Raw genomic sequence first — 18,882 nt, forward strand, 5'->3', positions numbered from 1 at the left:
TGCTATCAGATATTGTCTAGACAAATTTGATCCAGATCAGACACCGCCCAGAGATGCTAGCGCTGAAGGGGGCTGAGCACTGCAACGTCATAGTTACAAGTAAGTAAGACCCCGGGCAGTCGTTGCCAGCGGCACTTTGCGGTGCCGGGACGGGGCACCACCACTCTCAGGTGAATTTGCAGTCATCAGGCAGGACTCGCTTGCCTTGAAAGCATTGGACCCCAGGCTCGAAGTACCGAAAAGCTTTACCCATAGTCAACCATTCTTGCTTCACGTCCGTGTACAGCGGGCGGGGACGTTGCGCGCCTGTCGCTTCTAGTGGAACACGGCGTGGGCAGTTTGGTTAACGGTCTCGACTAGCTAAAAGGATTTCTAGATGACAAACTATTCCGACATTTGCATCGTTGGCGCTGGCATTGGTGGTTTGACCTGTGCGACCCGTTTGATCAACGCCGGCCTTGGCCAGCAATTGCGCATCAAGGTGTTCGACCTGAATGGCTTCGTGGGCGGCCGCATCCAGTCGCGCAAAATCGATGAGGAAGTCGCCGAACTCGGCGCTGCCCGTTATTCGCCACAGCTCCATCCGCATTTCCAGGAACTCATGCAGGACAGCGGGCTGCCGCACGCGGTCTACCCCTTCACTGACGTGGTATCCCAGGAGCGCGAGCAACAAGAGCTGAAAGAAACCTTGCTGAGCCTGCAGCCCATGGTGAAAGAGCATCCGCAGGAATCCTTCCTCGATTTCCTCAGCCAGTATCTGGGCGCCGCCGAAGCCAGCCGCATCCTGAATGCCACCGGTTACGACGCGCTGCAACTGCCGATCGTCACGGCCGCCATGGCTTACGACATCATCAAGAAGCATCCGGAAACGCAAAACTGCACCGAGAACGCCGGTAATGAATGGCGCTATGCCACCGATGGCTATGGCCACCTGCTGGGCCAGCTGCAACGGCAGGCCCTGGCCGCCGGGGTGGAGTTCCGCCTCGAACATCGCCTGCTGTCGATGGAACAGTCCGGCGCCGATCATCTGCTGACCTTCAGCCACAAGGGCGAAGTCCAGATGCAGCGTGCGCGCCATGTGATCCTGGCCATGCCCCCCACCGCCATGGCGGGCCTGAACCTGGACTTCCCGGCCGCCTGGAGTCCTTTCCAGTACGATTCCCTGCCTTTGTTCAAGGGTTTCCTGACGTTCGAGAAGAGCTGGTTCCAGTGCTTGGGGCTGAGCGACAAAATGCTGATGGCTAATAATCCCCTGCGCAAGATCTACTTCAAGAGCGATAAATACCTGCTCTTCTATACCGACAGCCAAAGCGCCCTCTATTGGCGGGACAGCGTGGAGCAGGGCGAGGAGATTTACCTGGAGCGCGTGCGCCGCCATCTGGAGGAGGCGTTGCCGCTCATGGGCAAGCCGCTGCCGCCGATCCAGTCGCATTTCTATAAACATTGGCCGCATGGCGTCGAGTTCTACCTGGAACCCGAAGCCAAGCATCCGACTGCCCTGGTGCATCCGAGCGGCATCATCGCCTGCTCGGACGCGTATACCTCGCACTGCGGCTGGATGGAGGGCAGCCTGACCAGCGCGCGCCATGCCTGCCAGCTCTTGCAGGAGCGCTACCAGCGGCGGCCCGAAGAAGCCGGCGACGACGATACGCTCGCTACTCCGGTGGCGGAGAGCGCATGAGCGTCCTGGATTTCCCCCGTTTGCATTTTCGCGGCTTTGCCCGCGCCAATGTCCCCACCGCCAACCGCAATACGCACGGGCACATCGATATTGCCACCAATGTGGTATCGATGGCGGGCGAGCCCTTCGATCTGAGCCGGGCGCCGTCGGAATTTCATGCTCACTTGAAACAGCTGCCGCCGCGCTTCAATGCCGCCGGCAAGCCCGATCCGGAGGGCATTTTCAGCCAGGCCGCCGGCTACAATGCGTGCGGCAATAATCACTTTTCCTGGGAAAACACCAGGATCACCGGTGTCCAGCTAGGGGAGGGTAGCGTGGATACCGGGGATGCGCTGGTCGGCGCCAAGCTGGCCTTGTGGGGCCACTACAATGACTACCTGCGCACCACGTTCAACCGCGCCCGCTGGGTGGACAATAATCCGGCCCAGCCCGATACCACGCTGATTTACGCCGGCCAATTCACGCTGAGCGGTGAGCAGGCGGGGCCTCACACCCCCAGCCTGTTCAGTGCCGAGATGGAGCAGGCGCATTCCGTGCGCTGGCTGGGCCACGGCCACATCACCGAGCGCAGCGGCCATTTTCTTGACGAGGAATTCGGGCGCTCGCGGCTGTTCCAATTTTCGCTCGCCAAGCAGGCCCCGCATTTCCTATTCAACCCCGAAGTGCCGCTACCCGCCAGCCTGTGCGCCTTGCAGCAAGCGTTGGCCGCGGAGGATGTGCTGGGATTGACGGTCCAGTACGCCCTGTTCAATATGTCGACGCCGCTGAAACCCGATGCGCCGGTGTTCTACGACCTGGCCGGCAGCATCGGGTTGTGGCGCCGGGATGAACTGGCCACCTATCCGGCCGGTCGCCTGTTGCTGCCGCGCCAGGGTAGCCTGGGGCCGGTGCTGGTGAAAGTGCATGCGGACCGGGTGTCGTTGAATATGCCGACCGCCATTCCGTTTACCACCCGTGCGGCCAGCGCCGTCTCCGAGCAGCATCCGACGCATGCGCTGGGCGCCCAGCAGGCGCTGGGCGACTTGCGGCTGGAGGATGGCGCGGGCAGGCTGCTTGCCCACATCCCCGAGGCGCTGTATCTCGATTACTGGCGTCATCATGGGGTCTTCGACGTGCCGCTGCAGCATGCGGCCGCGGCCGCCGGGGGACTGCGCCTGGGCAGCGCGCTGGGGCAGTGGGAGGAAGCCGACTGGGTGCTGCAGTCCGACAGCAACCAGCTGTACCTGGAGTCGCCCAATCGCGAGAAGGGACTCGATTATCCGCAGACGATCACGCTGCAAAGCCGTTTCCGCGGCGCCCTGGCGGCCCATCCCGCGCTGGTGCCACTGGCTGAAGAGGGCGAAATGCTGGCCCTGGAGCTGCAAGCTTCGGCGCACGGCCCTGGCTACGCAGAGCTGCGCGTCACGGGGCGCCGCCCCGGCGCCACCCGCATCGTGCTCGGCGACGGACTGGAACGCCAGCATATCGGCGTGCGCGTGCTGCCGGACGATTGGCATCTGGATGAGGTCCCGGCCGAACAGGTCGACTACGCCTTCCTCTACCGGCATGTGATGGGCTATTACGAGCTGATCTATCCCTTCATGGCGGACAAGGTGTTCAGCCTGGCGGACCAATGCAAGTGCGATACTTATGCGCGCCTGATGTGGCAGATGTGCGATCCGCAAAACCGCGACAAGAGCTATTACATGCCGAGTACGCGCGAACTGTCGCAGCCGAAAGCGCGCCTGTTCCTGAAGTACCTGACCCAGGTCGAAGCCGCCGCCAAGAACAGCGTGGCGGCCACGGCGGGTCCCGCACCAGCGCCGGCCATCGGCAGCAAGGCCGAGCTGGTCGAGGAGCTGAAAAAAGCCGTCGACCTCGAGTTGTCGCTCATGCTGCAGTACCTCTATGCCGCTTATTCCATCCCCAATTATGAGCAAGGCGTGCAACTGGTGGCCGCCGGCCGTTGGCTGGCCGCCGAGCTGGAGCTGGCCAGCGGCGGTGCGGACCGGCGCCGCAACAGCGGTGCGCGCGGCACCCTGCTCGAAATCGCCCACGAAGAAATGATCCACTATCTGGTGGTCAATAATGTGCTGATGGCGCTCGGCGAGCCTTTCTACGCTGGCTGTCCGCTGCTGGGCGAGCAGGCGCGCCAGCGCTTTGGCCTTGACACGGAATTTGCCTTCGAACCGTTTTCCGAGCACGCGCTGGCCCGCTTCGTGCGCTTCGAGTGGCCCGATTACCTGCCCACGCCGGGCAAATCGGTGGCGACCTTCTACGCGGCGATCCGGCGCGCGCTGGCCGATTTGCCTGAGTTGTTCGCGGCGGGCGCCGGGCAGGGCGGCGGCGAACACCATTTGTTCTTGAAGGAATTGACCAACCGCGCTTATCCCGCTTATCAGCTCGCAGTGAGCGACCGCGACAGCGCGCTGTTCGCGATCGACTTCGTCACCGGGCAGGGGGAGGGCGTGGCGCTCGATTCGCCGCATTTCGCCACCTCGCATTTCCAGCGGCTGCGCACCCTGGCCGGCCAGTTCGCGGCGCTCGGCAAGCCCTTCGAGCCAGCCCTGCCGGCGCTGAAGAATCCGCTGCTCGAGGCGGGTGCGGAAGGCGGTTTGGTGAGCGACACCAATGCGCTCGCCTTGATGCGGCTGTACCAGGGAGGCTACGAATTGACCTTCCTGTTGATGGCCCACCATTTCGCGCAAAAACCCGCCGGCAGCCTGCGCCGTTCGCGCCTGATGAACGCCTCGATCGACATCATGACCGGGGTGCTGCGGCCCTTGTCGGCGGCGCTGATGAATATGCCGTCCGGCCTGCCGGGACGCAACGCCGGCCCGCCGTTGCCGGCGCCGCCCGCCGCCATGGTCAGTGCCGACTACGGCGAAGGTTGCGCGCAGCTGGCGCAGAAATGCCTGGCGCTGGCCCGCTACGGGCGCAGCCTGGAAGCCGGCGTGGTCGGCCTGGCGCCGATCGAAATGTTGGAGTTTTTTAATCAGCAATTGACCGATTTATCTCAGGGAACGATGTCTAGAGAGGCTTGATATGCATAAAATTATCATCGTCGGCGGCGGCCTGGCAGGCAGTCTGGCCGCCATCTATCTGGCGCGGCGCGGACACGATGTCCACGTGATCGAAAAGCGCGCCGACCCGCTGCAGGAACCCCCGGCCAATGCCGACCCCATCAGCTCACGCGCCATCGGCGTCAGCATGACCGTGCGCGGCATCAAAGCGGTGCTGGCGGCCGGCATCAGCATGCAGGAGCTGAGCCAGTGCGGTGAACCTGTGGTCGGCATGGCGTTTTCCATCCGCGGCCAATACAAAGTGCGCGAGCTGCACCCGCTCGAAGGCTTGTTCCCGCTGTCCCTGAACCGCAACGCCTTCCAGCGCCTGCTCAATCAATACGCGGCCAGGCACCAGGTGAAATACTCATTCGAGCACAAATGCCTGGATGTCGACCTGGAGCGCAAAACCGTGCTGGTCCAGGGGCCGGACGGCGTTGTGCAGCATCTGCATGGCGACCTGATTATCGGTGCCGATGGCGCCCACTCGGCGGTGCGGCGTGCCATGCAGAGCGGCATGCGGCGCTTCGAATTCAAGCAGAGTTTTTTCCGCCACGGCTACAAGACCATGGTGCTGCCGAATGCCGAAGCGCTCGGCTTCCGCAAGGATCTGCTGTACTTCTTCGGTATGGATTCCAAGGGGGTGTTTGCCGGCCGCGCCGCCACCATCCCGGACGGCAGTATCAGCTTCGCGATCTGCCTGCCGTATGTCGGCGCGCCCAGCCTGAACACTCAAGACCGCGAAGTCATGGCCGGGTTTTTCGGCCGTTACTTCGGCAACCTGCCGCCGGCCAGCCGCGCGGAACTGCTGGACCAGTTCATGGCGCTGCCCAGCAACGACCTGATCAACGTCCGCTCCAGCACCTTCCACTATAAGGGCCATGTGCTGCTGATCGGCGACTCGGCCCATGCCACCGCGCCCTTCCTTGGGCAGGGCATGAATATGGCGCTGGAAGACGTGCAGGTCTTCGTCGGCTTGCTGGAAAAGCATGGCAATGCCCTGGAGCTGGCCTTGCCCGAGTTCACCCGCCAGCGCAAGGTGCAGGCCGACGCCATGCAGGAGATGGCGATCGCCAACTACGAGGTGCTGAGCAATCCGAACTTCCTGTTTTTCCTGCAGGCGCGCTACACCCGCTATATGCACCAGAGATTCCCGCGGGTCTATCCGCCCGACATGGCAGAGAAACTGTATTTCACATCGGTTCCTTACGCTGAACTGCAGCAAATCCAGAAGAAGCAAAACGTGTGGTACAAACTTGGAAGGGTAAATTAATGAAGATTCTCGTTATTGGCGCCGGCCCGGCAGGATTGATCTTTGCCAGCCAGATGAAGCAAGCCCAGCCTGGCTGGGACATCCGTATCGCGGAAAAAAACACCCAGGAAGAAGTGCTGGGCTGGGGCGTGGTATTGCCGGGACGGCCGCCGCGCCATCCGGCCAACCCCCTGTCCTACCTGGAGCAGCCGGAGCGGCTCAATCCGCAGTACCTGGAAGAATTCAAGCTGGTGCACCAGGACCAGGCCAATCTGATGAGCACCGGCGTCACCCTGTGCGGCGTGGAGCGGCGCGGCCTGGTGCAGGCGCTGCGGGCCAAATGCGTGGCGGCCGGCATCGCGATCAGCTACGAAACGCCGCCGGCCAGCCAGGCCCAGCTCGAAGCCGAGTACGACCTGGTGGTGGTGGCCAATGGCGTCAACCACAAGACACTGGAACTGCCGCCGTCGCTGGCGCCGCAGATCGATTTCGGGCGCAACAAGTACATCTGGTACGGCACCACCCAGCTGTTCGACCAAATGAACCTGGTGTTCCGCAGCAATGCGCAAGGCATGTTCATCGGCCACGCCTACCGGTATTCGGACACGATGAGCACGTTCGTGGTCGAATGCGATGAACCGGCGTATGCCCGGGCCGAGCTGGAAATGCGCTCCGAGCGCGATGCCGCTGCCTATATCGCCAAGGTCTTCCAGGCCGAACTGGGCGGTCACGCCCTGGTCAGCCAGCCCGGCCAAGGCTGGCGCAATTTCATGACCCTCGGTCACGACCGCGCCTGCGAGGGCAAGTTCGTCCTGATCGGCGATGCGCTGCAATCGGGCCACTTCTCGATCGGCCACGGCACGACCATGGCAGTGGTGCTGGCCCTGCTGCTGGTGAAAACCCTCAGCGCTGACACCGATCCGGCTGCCGCCCTGGCCAACTTCAACGCCCGGGCGCTGCCATTGGCGCAGCTGTTCAAGAAGCATGCCGACAGCAGCCGCCTGTGGTTCGAAACCGTGGCTGAACGCATGGGGCTGAGCAACGCGGAATTGACTGCCAGCTTCGATGCCCGGCGCAAGGATCTGCCGCCGCTGCAGGATGCACTGATGGCCAGCCTCGGCTACGCCCTGGGCCGTTGAGGAGACGCCGATGCCCATCCACGCCACGCCGCCGCTGCTGCCGCAGCAATGGAGCAGTGCCTATATCTCGTATTGGCTGCCGATGCTGGAGGACGACCAGATCACCTCCGGCTATTGCTGGTTCGATTATGGCCGCAATATCTGCCGCATCGACGGCTTGTTCAATCCCTGGTCGGAACGGGACACCGGGCACCGGCTGTGGATGTCGGAAATCGGCGACGCCCGGCGCGGCCAAAGCCGCAAGCAGAAAGTGGCTTATGCCAGGGAAACGGCGGCGGCCGGCGTCCGGCTGTACGAGTCGGCCCTGCCCGATACGGTAACGCCCTTCCAGGAACTGTTCCTGCCGCAGGCGATTCTGGTTGACGGCGCGGCCCGCCATGACGGCTGCCACACCGTGCTGGGCCAGTCCGCCGACGCCTGGGTGGTGGAGCAGGACGGCAGGGCGCCGTCGGTGTTCTACCTGCAGGCCGGCGGCAGCCGCTTGCTGCGCATGGTGACCGGCCACGACGCGCAGCATGTTTCGGTGCGCGACTTCCCTAACTTCCTGGCCGGCGATATTCCGGACAGCGTCTTCATGGCGCCGCCAGGCTGATCCGGCGCTGTTCGCCCATCCTTGCCGCTCATGCTTGCATGAGCCCGACTTTTGCAGGAGATCTGTATGCCTTTGCTTGTCTATATTTTAGGATTGACGGTGTTCTCGCTGAGCACCTCCGAATTCATGGTGGCGGGGATGATGCCGTCGCTGGCCAACGCCTTGGGCGAGCCGGTGGCGCGCATCGGCTATCTGATTTCCATCTATGCCCTGGGCATGGTGATCGGCGGCCCCCTGGTCACCTTCGGCATGCTGAAGCTGCGCATCCCGAACAAACAGGGCTTGCTTTGCCTGTTAGGCCTGTATGCCATCGCCCAGTCGGCGGCCGCTTCGGCGGCCAGCTATGAGCTCATGGCCGTGGCGCGGCTGCTCACCGGCGTGGCCGGCGCCGCCTGTTTCGGGGTGTCGCTTGCCATCTGCGCCGAAACCGTCAGCCCGCCGCTGCGCGGCCGCGCCGCAGCGGTCGTGATCGGCGGCCTCATGCTGGCGTCGGTGGTGGGCATGCCGCTCACGACGTTCATCGATCAGCAAGTGGGATGGCGGGCCAGCTTCTGGCTGGTGGTGGCGCTGACGCTGCTGTGCATGCTGCTGGTCACGTTGCTGGTGCCCCATTCCAAGGCGTCCATGGATATCAGCCTTGGCCGGGAACTGGGCGAGTTCCGCAAGCGCGAACTGTGGGCGGCCTATGCCACCAGCGCCCTGGTCATCAGCGCGATTTTCGCCGCCTTCAGCTATTTCGCGCCCATCCTGACCATGGTCAGCGGCTTCCCCACCAGCGCGATTCCCTGGCTGCTGGGCGTGTACGGCATCGCCAACGTGGTGGGCAATGGCGTGGTGGGGCGCTATGCGGACCGGTACACCATTCCCATCCTGGCCGGCGGCATGGTGGTCCTGAGCATCGCCTTGGCCCTGTTCGCCGTGTTTGCCCACCTGCAGAGCGCCAGCCTGGCGTTGCTGGTCGTGATCGGCCTGGTCGGCATGTCCATGAATCCGGCCATCATTGCGCGCGTGATGCGGATCGCCCATCCCGGGCCGCTGGTCAACACGGTACACACCTCCGTCATCAATATTGGCCTGAGCGCCGGCGCCTGGGTCGGCGGGCTGGGGATCGCCGCCGGCCATGGTTTGCTCTCGCCGCTGTGGGTCGGGGTGGCGCTGGCGATTCTAGGCCTGCTCAGCCTGCTTCCCTACCTCGGACAGAAACCAGGCGAGGCGCAAGCCGCCGCCTTCACCGCCCGTGCCGATTGACAGCGGCCCGGTCCAAACAAGGAGCAGACAGCATGGAAGTTTTCGCTTCGCTTGCCGGATTTCTCGGCATTAGCTATCCCGGCGAGCTCTTGATTGCGGACGCAAGGCATCGCCCGGAGCAGGTGCTGATCATCCATTTCCAGTACGGTTCGTGTGACCTGAGCCGGGTGTTTGAGGTGGTGGACAGGATACGGAAAGTGCTGGCCAAGGCGGGGGCTGGCGAATATCGCGGCAATGACGCCGCGCCAGACGGCAGTGCAGTCTTCCTCCATTTCTATGGCCGCGATGCAGATCAATTGCTCCGGGTCATTGAACCGATATTGGAAGAGATCCCGTTCCTGCGCGGGGCCGAGGTGAAAAAGCGCATCGGCCCTGCTGCAGGCGCTGTCATCGAAGTGATGCCTCGTATCGGTAGCAAGTAGACGTTGTCGCTGGACGGGCAGCCCTCCCGTTTGGACATCCTGGCCGGCGGAGTGCATGGATGACTAGCTTGTGCCCCTGGCGCCGGGGGCTGGGGAGCGCCAGCCCAACGTCTAAAGCGAATTGGAGTGACAACGTCTTACCGAGCCTTTGAAGGGAAACGGCGTATAAATGAGAACCGCGTACACTCGGTAGTGAAAACTCCGGACGGACCTGTAGCACCGAACGAAAGGGCTGACGCAGAACGTGCGGCCAGCTTGGCCCACGATGGCGGCGACCCGATAGCGACGCGTGAAGAACGCATTGCGTGCGGTGAGGCCGAGGCAATGAAACATCAGCGGACTTAGCGTTACCTGCGCCGCGACCATAGATGGAGAGTGAAGATGAAAGTGATCGAACGCCAAAGGCGCTTTGATATTGGCACCGCAAAAGCGGTGGCGCGCGGCGTCAACATCTTGTCCGTCCGCAACCGCTCGCTGGCGCAAAATTATATGGAATACCGGAGCGTTCCCGCAGGCGTGATCACGAGAGTCCTCGACAGGCCTTTGTCGCGCCGACCACCCACGCATGACCAATCAGTCTCCGAGGCGATCACGCCATTGCCGTCACTACGACGGTGTGACCCCGATCATGGCTGAACGTGCAAGCGAGCCTGCAAGAGCGCCTGTTAGCTGGACAGCAGCTCTACTATCCGCTCGATCCTATAAGGTTTCGCCACGAACAGTCTGTAAGACGGATGTGAGGTGGACAAAGCGAGAGATGTGAAGCCCGAAGTAAGAATGACTTTGACCCCGGGGTAGCTTTCCTCGACCACTTTCGCGAGTTCCAGGCCCGACATTCCCGGCATCATCACGTCAGTGAAGACAGCCTTGATATCGGAATTTTCACCTAATAGCTGAAGTGCCTCTGGCGCGGAATGGGCGACCAACGTTTCGAAGCCGTGATCGCCGAGCAGTATACTGGCCAGGTCGGCCACACCTATTTCGTCGTCAACGATGAGAACTTTATTGACCGCACCTTTGGGGGCTCCTGCCGACCTGACGCTCTGTTCTGGAGCGAAAGCCGGGCTGTGTCGCCTGAAGCGGACGGCTGTACATGAGGTAAGCTCAGCATTCACACCCATACCCTGATTCTGCAGGTTCCTGACCCAGCGTTATGATTTGTCTAGTGGAAGAACCACTGTGAACGTGGTACCTTCCGATGCATCCGAGGATACTAGCACGTCCCCTCCGTGGGCGTTCGCAATCTCCCTTGAAACGAATAGGCCAAGCCCGAGGCTCCCATGCTCATCAGGCTTGCTTTCGCTATTGGCACCCCTCACGAGCGGATCAAAAACCGTGGGTATCTGCTCGACGGGGATTGGCACCCCCTTGTTATTGATCGATATGCGTGCCGTGTCCGATTCCTTCGTCACTTTGACCACGACAGGCGTCTTCGCATCGCCATGCTGGATAGCGTTGCCCACAAGATTAGATAGCATCTGGCTTACCCGATCTCCATCAAAGATCGCGGCCAGCGTAGAAGGGGCATGGAGCCGGACCTTTCGGTCGGGATGATAGGTGCGGATCTCATCGACCACCTGCTCGCAAATTTGGACCAAATCATTGTCTGTGGGCTGGAGCGGCATTCCCGGTCCCAATTTGGCACGGGTAAAGTCGATGAGATCATTGACCAGGCTACGCATGCGCTTACTGCTGTTCAGCATGCGTTCTGCAACCTCAGCACATTTGGACGGAACTTCCGTATCCTGGGCGATGAATGTGGCACCGGCCATGATGCTACCGAGAGGATTGCGTAAATCATGGCCTAGAATTGCGAGAAACATATTCTGGGAACGTTTGACCAACATTTCGTACCGCGCTACGGAAACTGCCAGCGCCTGGTCGACAGCCTCATTGAACCTGGTCATCTCGGCCATATGAGACGGTTTGAAGTCCTTCGCTTCCCGTGCCCACAAAGCCAAAACGGCCGAACGCAATGCTCGGTATTCAGATACCAGTTGGATCACGGTGTACCCGGAAAGGAGGCGGGCCTCGGCGTGGGTTTCGGCGGCAGCGTCTATTTCGTCGCGTACTCCGTTCCCCTTCGACTTGGCAGCGCGCTCGGGGTCGGTTTGTGGAGTCTCCAGATCGTCGGCAAAAGCCATCAGCATCTGGTGCGCGTGATCGCGGAGCTCATGATCGCCCATCGTCAGTGCTGGAGGTTCTATAGTTCGCGCAAAGTCCTCCCATTCCTGAAGGATGGTCTCAATGCGGTCCCGAATGAAGTCGGGAAGGCGGCGTGAAGTCATAGCTGTCGGGCCTTATGTTTTCCTCAGCGTTGACATTTGCCTGGAGGGACGCGTTGATGATAGCACCGCATGGCAGAAGTCCTTGGACGCTTCGCGAACATTCTGCGGGGGCTAAGATCGGGCCGGGCCTCGCATGCTAATAGCGTGAAGGAAGTCATTCAACGGGACCGCGCTTACGCGATGTGTACCATTTCAACAGTGGCAAAACCGTGATGCCGTGCGCAATGATCGATGTCGCAACTACAGCGAGGGTACACGCGACGAGTTGTTGAGCGAGCGCATCGTCTATGTTGCGGCGAATGGCGAACATCAGGTAATAGACCGACCCGATGCCGCGGATACCCAACCAACTCAACGCTGCCAGCTGGTGGGGCGGCAATCGCGCGCCAGTGAATGCAAGCACGACCGAAGCAGGGCGCACGGCAAGGAAGATGGCTGGGATGAACCCAATCTACCGAACGGGACGATGGAAGGCAGCATGGCGCCGATCATCAACACGATTCCCAGCTCGGCCAGGCGCTCCAACTGCTCATTGAAACTCAGCACGGCTCGGGTCATGGCGCCACTCGCATGATGCGAATGGGTTGCCGCACTGGTGGCGAGAGCTTCCTGGCTCGCGGCCTGCTTGATCGGCGCCGTGCCGGCGATTGGGAAATCGCGCGCACGCCGCAGCGCAAGGCCGGCGAAGAAGACGGACAGGAAGCCGGAGGCTAATGCCAGCTGTGCCAGGCTGAACGAGACAGCGACCACGCCCAGTGAGAGGAATTCATCCAGTCCAACTGCACTTTGGTGCCGTGTCCTGAGGTAGATCACAAGCTTGCCGAGCATGCCGCCGATGGCCGCCCCGATCAGTATTCCGCCGGTGGTGGACCAGAGCAGGTCGACGATCCACCAGTGCCACCAGGATTCCCCGAGATCATGAAGTTGCATGAGCCCCAGGCCAAGTAGAACGAAAGGAAACGCGGTGCCGTCGTTGAGTGCGCCTTCGCCGGCGAGACTAAAACGAGTCGGATCAGGCGTCGGTCCTGGCTCGGAATGAATTGCCGACGCAAGGACGGGATCGGTAGGCGCCAGGATTGCGCCAAGCAGGATCGCGGCGCCAACCGGCAAACCGAGGCCATAGACCGCTATGGCGGCGATCAGCGCTACGGTAAATGCCATCGCGGCGAAGGCTAGCCGGAAAGGGGCGAGCCAACGGCGGTCCAGCAGCGGAAGTTCCAGTTTAAGTCCGACCGAGAAGAGCGATATGAGCAGGGCGCCCTCCGTCAGCAATTCCAGAGTCTCGGCATGGCGGATCGGATCCGGTGCGATGAGTCCTGCAACAGCAAGCAGGTAGCCAACTGCGAGATAAATCATGGCGCCGCTCAGCGGAAGGCGCGCCAGCAACGTCCCACTCAACATCATTGCGATGAGCAATAAGCCAGCAAGAAGGATCCAGTTTGACGAAAGCATGGGGAATTGCAGTTGGGCGATAGCCGTGATGGCGGGCGTAAATTTCCATGGCTGCTCACTCGTCCAGCGGCGCGGGATTGGCCAAGTCTACCCGCATTGGCGCCAACGAGGGATTCCTCTGAACGATGGATGTCGCGCTGTGACAATGTACGCATTTTCAAGCAGAAGCGCCTATTAGCATGAAAGCTATTGTCGTGGGGCCTTATTTACGCGGCAGTCGTTCGCGTGCGGACGCCAAGCTTGGCATGGGGCCCCAACTTTACCTTTCCTTGAACTGCGATGACACAAGCGATTGACACAGCGGCGGTAGCGGCGCGCATAGACACACCCGCAATGGCGTCCCCACGTACCGCCTTCCTCGACCAGATCCGGCTGGTCTTGACAGCGTTGGTTATCCTGCACCACAGTGCAATCATGTTTGGCGCGCCCGGCGGCTGGTATTTGCAGTAGCCCACCGCGCATCTGCTTGAACGCATTGCGTTCGCCATCTTCGTCTCGGTCGACCAGGCATTCTTCATGGGATTCTTCTTCCTGCTGGCTGGTTATTTTTGCGTCTCCTCATACGACCGTAAAGGCGCGCGCCAGTTCTTGAAAGAGCGGCTCGTTCGACTCGGAATTCCGATCCTGGTTTTCGGCTTTGTGCTAGGGCCGCTGACCGTCGCACTGGCCGAAACCGCACGCGGCGCGTCGTTTTTCGAGTCCTGGGGGGAACTGATGCTCGGGGGGCATTTCAATATCGGCCCACTGTGGTTTGCACTGGCCCTATTGTTGTTCAGCTTTGCCTATGTTCTTTGGCGGGTTGTCATGCCGTACGCCCAAAGCAGCGAGGGCATAGTGCCACGCCAGACGCACCTGATCGCTGCTGCTATCGTGACTGGCATGCTGTCCTTTCTACTGCGCCTGTGGGTACCGGTGGGGCAGGAACGCTGGCTGATGCAGATCGGCTATTTCGGGTCCTATGTGGTGCTGTTCGCGGCAGGCTGTGCGACGGCACGAAGCCGTTGGCTAGAACGCATCGAAGGAAGCACCGCAAGACCTTGGCGCATCACTGCCTGGATTTGTGCACCGCTCCTGTTCGTATATGGTCTGTTGGCCGGTGCTGCGCGTGGCGTGCCGTTTGACACGTCGGGGGGATGGACGCTTCCCGCGCTTGCGTATGCGTTTTGGGAACCGTTGGTGGCCTGGGGCATTATCTTAGGTATGCTTTGGCGCTTTCGCGTGGGTGGGGCGCGGCACTCCGCGTGGGCAGGATCCGCCTACGCGGCTTACATTCTGCATCCACCTGTCGTAGTCGCTCTTGGCTTGCTGCTTGCGGATCCCGTGCTGCCGAACAGCCTGCGCTTCGCCATTGCCGGATTAGTTGGCGTGTTGTTGAGCTTCCTGCTCGGGCGGTTTATGTTGCGGATTCCCGGAGCAAAACGTGTACTTTGAGGCAGAGGCCTGGCTGAACGCAATCACTACTTTCTCGAAGGCGTAGAAGAAACTCCGCATTGCCATTGGGGCGCTGGTTGCGACGGTCGTCGACCTAACGACCGAGCCGGGTGTTCTTGCCCCGCTGCAGCTGCCCATCGCACTTGGCGATGATGGCAGCTGTTACGCATGTGAGCCGTACTAAGCGCCGGATTCATCAGAAGTCCCTACAATACAGTGATAACGCTTCAGGATGCGAACGCCGGAATTCTACTGCGAAGGAATCTGAGTGAAAAACAATCCTTCGTTCACCACGACAGAACTCCGCCACCTACTGGTTTTGGCAGGGGACCTGATCACCACCACCGATTCGTTGGATGCGTTGCACAGTATTGGTACCGGCGTGGCGCGCCTTTTTCATCCTGGCGCACTGATCATCATGCTGGAAAGCCATGACGAAGTGCTCGCTATTGAATTTGACGGTACGGGACAACGTCAACCACTTGGTCATCATACGGGCCTCAGCGACTTCGCGCAGACCTTGCTGAGCAGTGAAGTTGAGTCATCGCCGTTCGAGGGGTACGGTAGCGAGAACCATCATGTGTGGGGAAAGTTCCCTTATCCCGCCGGAGTGGGGATCGTCGTCGTTTCGTGGCCGGAACGTATGAAGGCGAGCGTGGTTTCCTCCGCTTTGGCGATCGTGCGGGATGTTGCCGAGCTGACGGGGGCGGCAATGAGCAAGTTTTATCGGAATGATTACCTCGAGAAGGAGGTGGCAAATCAAGCCCGTGCGCTGGCGGACGCCAACTCCTCCTATTCGAACGAACTGGATAGACGTGATGAAGCGGAGCGATCCCTTCGACAGCTCTCCCTGACAGATGAGCTCACCGGACTAAACAACCGGCGCGGTTTTTTCCTCGATGCCGAACGCAGTTTCCGGATTGCACAGCGTGGACGGATGCCGTGTGCAGTAATATTTGCCGATGTAGACAATCTGAAAAGCGTCAATGACGTACGCGGACATGAGGCAGGCGATCAGCTCATACGCGACGCGGCTGCCGTCTTTAAGGAATCTTTCCGCCAAGCCGACGTTATCGCACGCCTGGGTGGGGATGAGTTTGCTGCGTTCACTGTGGCAGATGACTGTCCCGACCGTATCATCGAGCGCATCGCTACCCGCCTGCAACAGTTCAACCAAGGCGCGCTGGACCGCGGGTATGAGGTCGCCATCAGCACAGGCGTAGTTCGGTGCGATCCAGACTCTGGTATGAGCTTGGCCGATTACTTGCTTGACGCGGATAAAGCCATGTATGCCATCAAACGTGAACGTCGTCGTAAGAAAACTCAGCTGAAGCCCCCAGGAAGAGCTGTTAAGAACTGACGTGCCAAGCGCCGGGTTGTGCGTGTGACCTCCGCGAACTGCAAGGCCAGATCGTCGGATGGGCTGAGATCCGCAATAGCGCGTGTTTTCTTGCGGGAGAGAGGAGGCGCCCAGCCTGCCACCTGGCAGGACAGGGCACCCGAGGGGCGGATCAGAACTTGTACTGCAAGTGGGCAAACATCGAGCGGCCGCGTGGATCGCCGTAGGTTGGGTCCCATGTCACTTCAAAGTAGCGCGACTGGTTGGTGAATGGCGGCGGCGTGTCGAACAGGTTGATCATGCCCCCGCGCAGCTTGAGGTTCTTGTTGAACGAATAGCTGCCCGTCAGGTCCCATAGCGAGTAGGCTTTCACGTCACGGTCGTTCCAGCCGGGATCGGCCAGGCCCGCGATGTTCTGGTCACGATAGCCGGAGAAGAAGGTATGGCCCAGGCTCAGGTTGACCGGGCCCTGGGTCCAGTCGATATTGAGCTTATGGCGCCAGCGCTGCACGGCCTTGTCGTCGCGGAAGACGCCTAGCCCATTCGTCATCGGCGAATTGGGATCGGACTGGAATTTATATTTGGTGATCAACGTGCCGTTCAAGCTGGCGCTGAAGCGGCCCAACGAGGTCGCATCACCATGCCAGTTCAGCGCAATATCGAGACCGGAAGTATTGAGCTTGCCGCGGTTCTCTTTCTTGAACTGCAGGAATGACACAAAGCCGTCTTCGTCGCGCACCACGATCTCCGGATCGTTGTAGTAGATCGGATTGTCGAACACGGTTTGCTCGCCGATTTCCGAAATGATGTCGGTTTTACGAATGATCCAGAAATCGAGGCTGCCGTCCCAGTTCCTGCTAGGTTGCAGTACCAGGCCCGCCGAGAACTGCTTGGATTTTTCCGGTTTCAGCTGTGGGTTGCCGTAACGGTCCAGATCGAACTGGGCGATCTCGCCCGAGACCGGGTCATTCACGAAACTGGCCGTGGTACCGGATCGCACTGGCAGGAACAGTTCGGCAATCGACGGTGCGCGGAAGCCGGTGCCGTAGGAGGCCCGCGCCAGTACCTCTTTGCTGGGACGGTAGCTGACAGCGATTTTCGGATTGGTGGTGGTCAGTTTCGGCGTGGTGATGTTGGTCAGCGGATCGTGCACGCCTTTATAACGGTCGTGGCGGATGGCGAACTGGCCTTCCCATTCCTTGCTGAACGGCGCATTGATTTCCATGTAAAGGCCGGCGATGTCGCGCGAGTTGGACGAATCGGCCAGCAGTTCGTCGGAGCTGGCGCGGTCACCCTGCACGTCGTTGGTGCGCAGTGCATCGGTGGCGCTGAACTCGGTCTTCTCGCGCCGTAGTTCGGCACCTACAGCCAGCATGGCATCGCCACCGCCCAATTCCATCAGTTTGCGGGTCAGCTTGCCATCGACGCTGTCGCTGGTCCCTTTGGAGATGCGCGCGGCGTCGTGGATCTTGATCGAGTCCATGAACCTGCGGCCCGCGTCATCGGTGGCCGCGACAAACGGGTTGTACTGGCCGCTGGCAATCCCAGCCAGCATTTTGCTGCGCGAAACCCAGCCATCGATATCCAGGTCGGTGGCCTTGCTGACGCTGTGGTTGTACGCCGTATCGTATTCCCAGTCGCCCACCTTGCCGGTGGCACCCAGTACGAAGCGCGACGCTTTACTGGTCACTGCCGAGGTACGGCGGCCCGCGTCCGTCAGGCGGAAGCGGAAGTTCACCGGGGTGACGATGCCGGTCTTGGCTTGCAGGTCGGCGGGCAGAAAGATGCCGTTGTCGGTGCCATTGATGCTGCCCGAGGTGGCGGGTGAAGCGGCATAGCTGGTTTCCGCTTTACTCAGCAGAAGTTCAGCAAACACTTCGAGCGCGTCGGCTACCTGGAAGGTGGCGCGGCCGATAAAGCTTTGCTTCTTGGAGTCTGGATAGACTTCCGAATCGCCCATATAGTTGAAGGAACAGCCTTCCGTGCCGCCGGGACCGAGCGGGCGTACCACGTTCGGGCTGCCGTTCACGCAGGACTCCTTGCCGAAGTTGACGCGTCGGCCGGGCGATGGCGCCCAGGTGCCGCCGGGGCCGGAGCCTTTCAGGTAGCCCGAACTGTTCAGGGTCGCCAACTGGGCAGAAGTCAGGTCGACGTTGGCCGGGAAGGAGTAGCTCGATAGCTGTGGCGAAAGGCGGTCGGGCAGGCTGTATTCCTGCATGAATTTGCGTTGCGAGCTGGCCAGGCGGTCCGTTTTCTGCACGTCCAGTGCGCCGAACACGTTGTAGCGGTCGGTGCTCAAATTACCAAAGCCGCCCGACAGCGAGGCCGATTTCTTGCCGCCGCCACCTTCGTCCGTAGCCAGCGCATAGAAGCTGGCATCGCCGCCCTGGTAGTCCTTGCGGGTGATGAAGTTGATCACGCCGCCCATGGCATCGGTACCGTAGATCGCGGATGCACCGTCTTTCAGCACTTCCACGCGCTGGATGGCGCCGGCCGGGATGTTGTTCAGGTCGACGCCGGAATTGTCGCCAGGGCTGGCGAAGTTGGCCATGCGACGTCCATTCAACAGCACCAGGGTGCTCGATACACCCAGGCCACGCAGGTTGGCGCCGTTAAAACCGCGCTGGCCGCCCATGACGTCGCTGACACTTGCGCCGTCGGTCAGGCCGCCTACGTTGGACGAGAGTTTTTGCAGCAGTTCGGCGGCTGTGGTCACGCCGGTCTTTTCGATATCTTCCCGCTTGATGATTTCGACTGGCAAAGCTGCCTCACCCTCGATGCGCTTGATACTGGAGCCGGTAATTTCCACGCGCGGCATGGTTTGCGCATAAGCGGTCACGCCCATGCTGCCAAGCGCGAGTAATACAGCATGGGTGCAGTGGGTGCGGCGGAACGCCGACGCCTTGTGCTTGCCAAGTATTTTCATGCGATCAGTCCTCTTAGGTTTATGAAACAGTTTCAGTGTATGCAACTTTGTACGATTTGCGCGCGCCGGAC

14 protein-coding genes are annotated in these 18,882 nt (G+C 60.9%); 10 read left to right on the forward strand and 4 right to left on the reverse strand.

The window, feature by feature from the left end; genetic code table 11:
• Positions 1-376: 376 nt before the first annotated feature.
• The 8 genes from BM269_RS13610 (at position 377) to BM269_RS13645 (ending at position 10,011) form a co-directional block, all read left to right on the forward strand.
• Positions 377-1,681 carry a flavin-dependent violacein biosynthesis tryptophan-2 monooxygenase VioA gene (locus BM269_RS13610; RefSeq protein ID WP_090437563.1) on the forward strand — a complete coding sequence of 435 codons (1,305 nt, stop codon included), beginning with the start codon at positions 377-379 and terminating at the stop codon, positions 1,679-1,681.
• Positions 1,678-4,704: an iminophenyl-pyruvate dimer synthase VioB gene (gene vioB / locus BM269_RS13615; RefSeq protein WP_090437564.1), complete on the forward strand. Its 3,027-nt coding sequence runs from the start codon at positions 1,678-1,680 to the stop codon at positions 4,702-4,704. Before BM269_RS13610 ends, vioB begins: the two co-directional genes overlap by 4 nt.
• 1 nt (position 4,705) lies before the next feature.
• Positions 4,706-5,995 (forward strand): NADP-dependent violacein biosynthesis oxygenase VioC, encoded by a 1,290-nt coding sequence (locus BM269_RS13620; RefSeq protein ID WP_090437565.1) that lies wholly within the window; start codon positions 4,706-4,708, stop codon positions 5,993-5,995.
• Entirely contained in the window at positions 5,995-7,113 is a 1,119-nt protein-coding gene (locus tag BM269_RS13625; protein WP_090437566.1) for a flavin-dependent violacein biosynthesis monooxygenase VioD, read from the forward strand. The genes BM269_RS13620 and BM269_RS13625 overlap by 1 nt, the downstream gene beginning before the upstream one ends.
• A 10-nt stretch (positions 7,114-7,123) precedes the next feature.
• Positions 7,124-7,705 (forward strand): violacein biosynthesis enzyme VioE, encoded by a 582-nt coding sequence (vioE, locus tag BM269_RS13630; RefSeq protein WP_090437567.1) that lies wholly within the window; start codon positions 7,124-7,126, stop codon positions 7,703-7,705.
• A 66-nt stretch (positions 7,706-7,771) separates the two neighbouring features.
• The gene (locus BM269_RS13635; protein ID WP_090437568.1) at positions 7,772-8,953 is read left to right on the forward strand and encodes an MFS transporter; all 1,182 of its coding nucleotides are present in this window, start codon (positions 7,772-7,774) and stop codon (positions 8,951-8,953) included.
• 32 nt (positions 8,954-8,985) lie between these two features.
• Positions 8,986-9,375 (forward strand): hypothetical protein, encoded by a 390-nt coding sequence (locus tag BM269_RS13640; protein WP_090437569.1) that lies wholly within the window; start codon positions 8,986-8,988, stop codon positions 9,373-9,375.
• 381 nt (positions 9,376-9,756) lie between these two features.
• Positions 9,757-10,011, forward strand: coding sequence for a hypothetical protein (locus tag BM269_RS13645; protein WP_229204643.1), 255 nt, complete (start codon positions 9,757-9,759; stop codon positions 10,009-10,011).
• A gap of 29 nt (positions 10,012-10,040) precedes the next feature.
• Here the strand turns inward: BM269_RS13645 and BM269_RS13650 are convergent, their stop codons facing one another.
• The 3 genes from BM269_RS13650 to BM269_RS13660 form a co-directional block, all read right to left on the reverse strand.
• Complete coding sequence (locus BM269_RS13650) at positions 10,041-10,496, reverse strand: response regulator (protein ID WP_090437570.1); 456 nt, start codon at positions 10,494-10,496, stop codon at positions 10,041-10,043.
• Positions 10,497-10,526: 30 nt separating this feature from the next.
• The gene (locus tag BM269_RS13655; protein WP_090437571.1) at positions 10,527-11,663 is read right to left on the reverse strand and encodes a sensor histidine kinase; all 1,137 of its coding nucleotides are present in this window, start codon (positions 11,661-11,663) and stop codon (positions 10,527-10,529) included.
• 351 nt (positions 11,664-12,014) lie between these two features.
• Positions 12,015-13,115, reverse strand: a complete 1,101-nt coding sequence (locus BM269_RS13660) for a cation:proton antiporter (protein WP_229204644.1) — start codon at positions 13,113-13,115, stop codon at positions 12,015-12,017.
• A 516-nt stretch (positions 13,116-13,631) separates the two neighbouring features.
• Between BM269_RS13660 and BM269_RS13665 the strand changes: the two genes are divergently transcribed.
• On the forward strand, positions 13,632-14,546 hold the full coding sequence (locus tag BM269_RS13665; RefSeq protein WP_090437572.1) for an acyltransferase family protein: 915 nt from the start codon (positions 13,632-13,634) through the stop codon (positions 14,544-14,546).
• A gap of 268 nt (positions 14,547-14,814) precedes the next feature.
• Positions 14,815-15,906, forward strand: a complete 1,092-nt coding sequence (locus tag BM269_RS13670; protein WP_090437573.1) for a GGDEF domain-containing protein — start codon at positions 14,815-14,817, stop codon at positions 15,904-15,906.
• Positions 15,907-16,057: 151 nt separating this feature from the next.
• Here BM269_RS13670 and BM269_RS13675 read toward each other — a convergent pair whose 3' ends face one another.
• The gene (locus tag BM269_RS13675) at positions 16,058-18,811 is read right to left on the reverse strand and encodes a TonB-dependent receptor (RefSeq protein ID WP_170860369.1); all 2,754 of its coding nucleotides are present in this window, start codon (positions 18,809-18,811) and stop codon (positions 16,058-16,060) included.
• Between the last annotated feature and the right edge of the window lie 71 nt (positions 18,812-18,882).

This window comes from Duganella sp. CF458, from assembly GCF_900113115.1.
Lineage (GTDB): Bacteria > Pseudomonadota > Gammaproteobacteria > Burkholderiales > Burkholderiaceae_D > Rugamonas.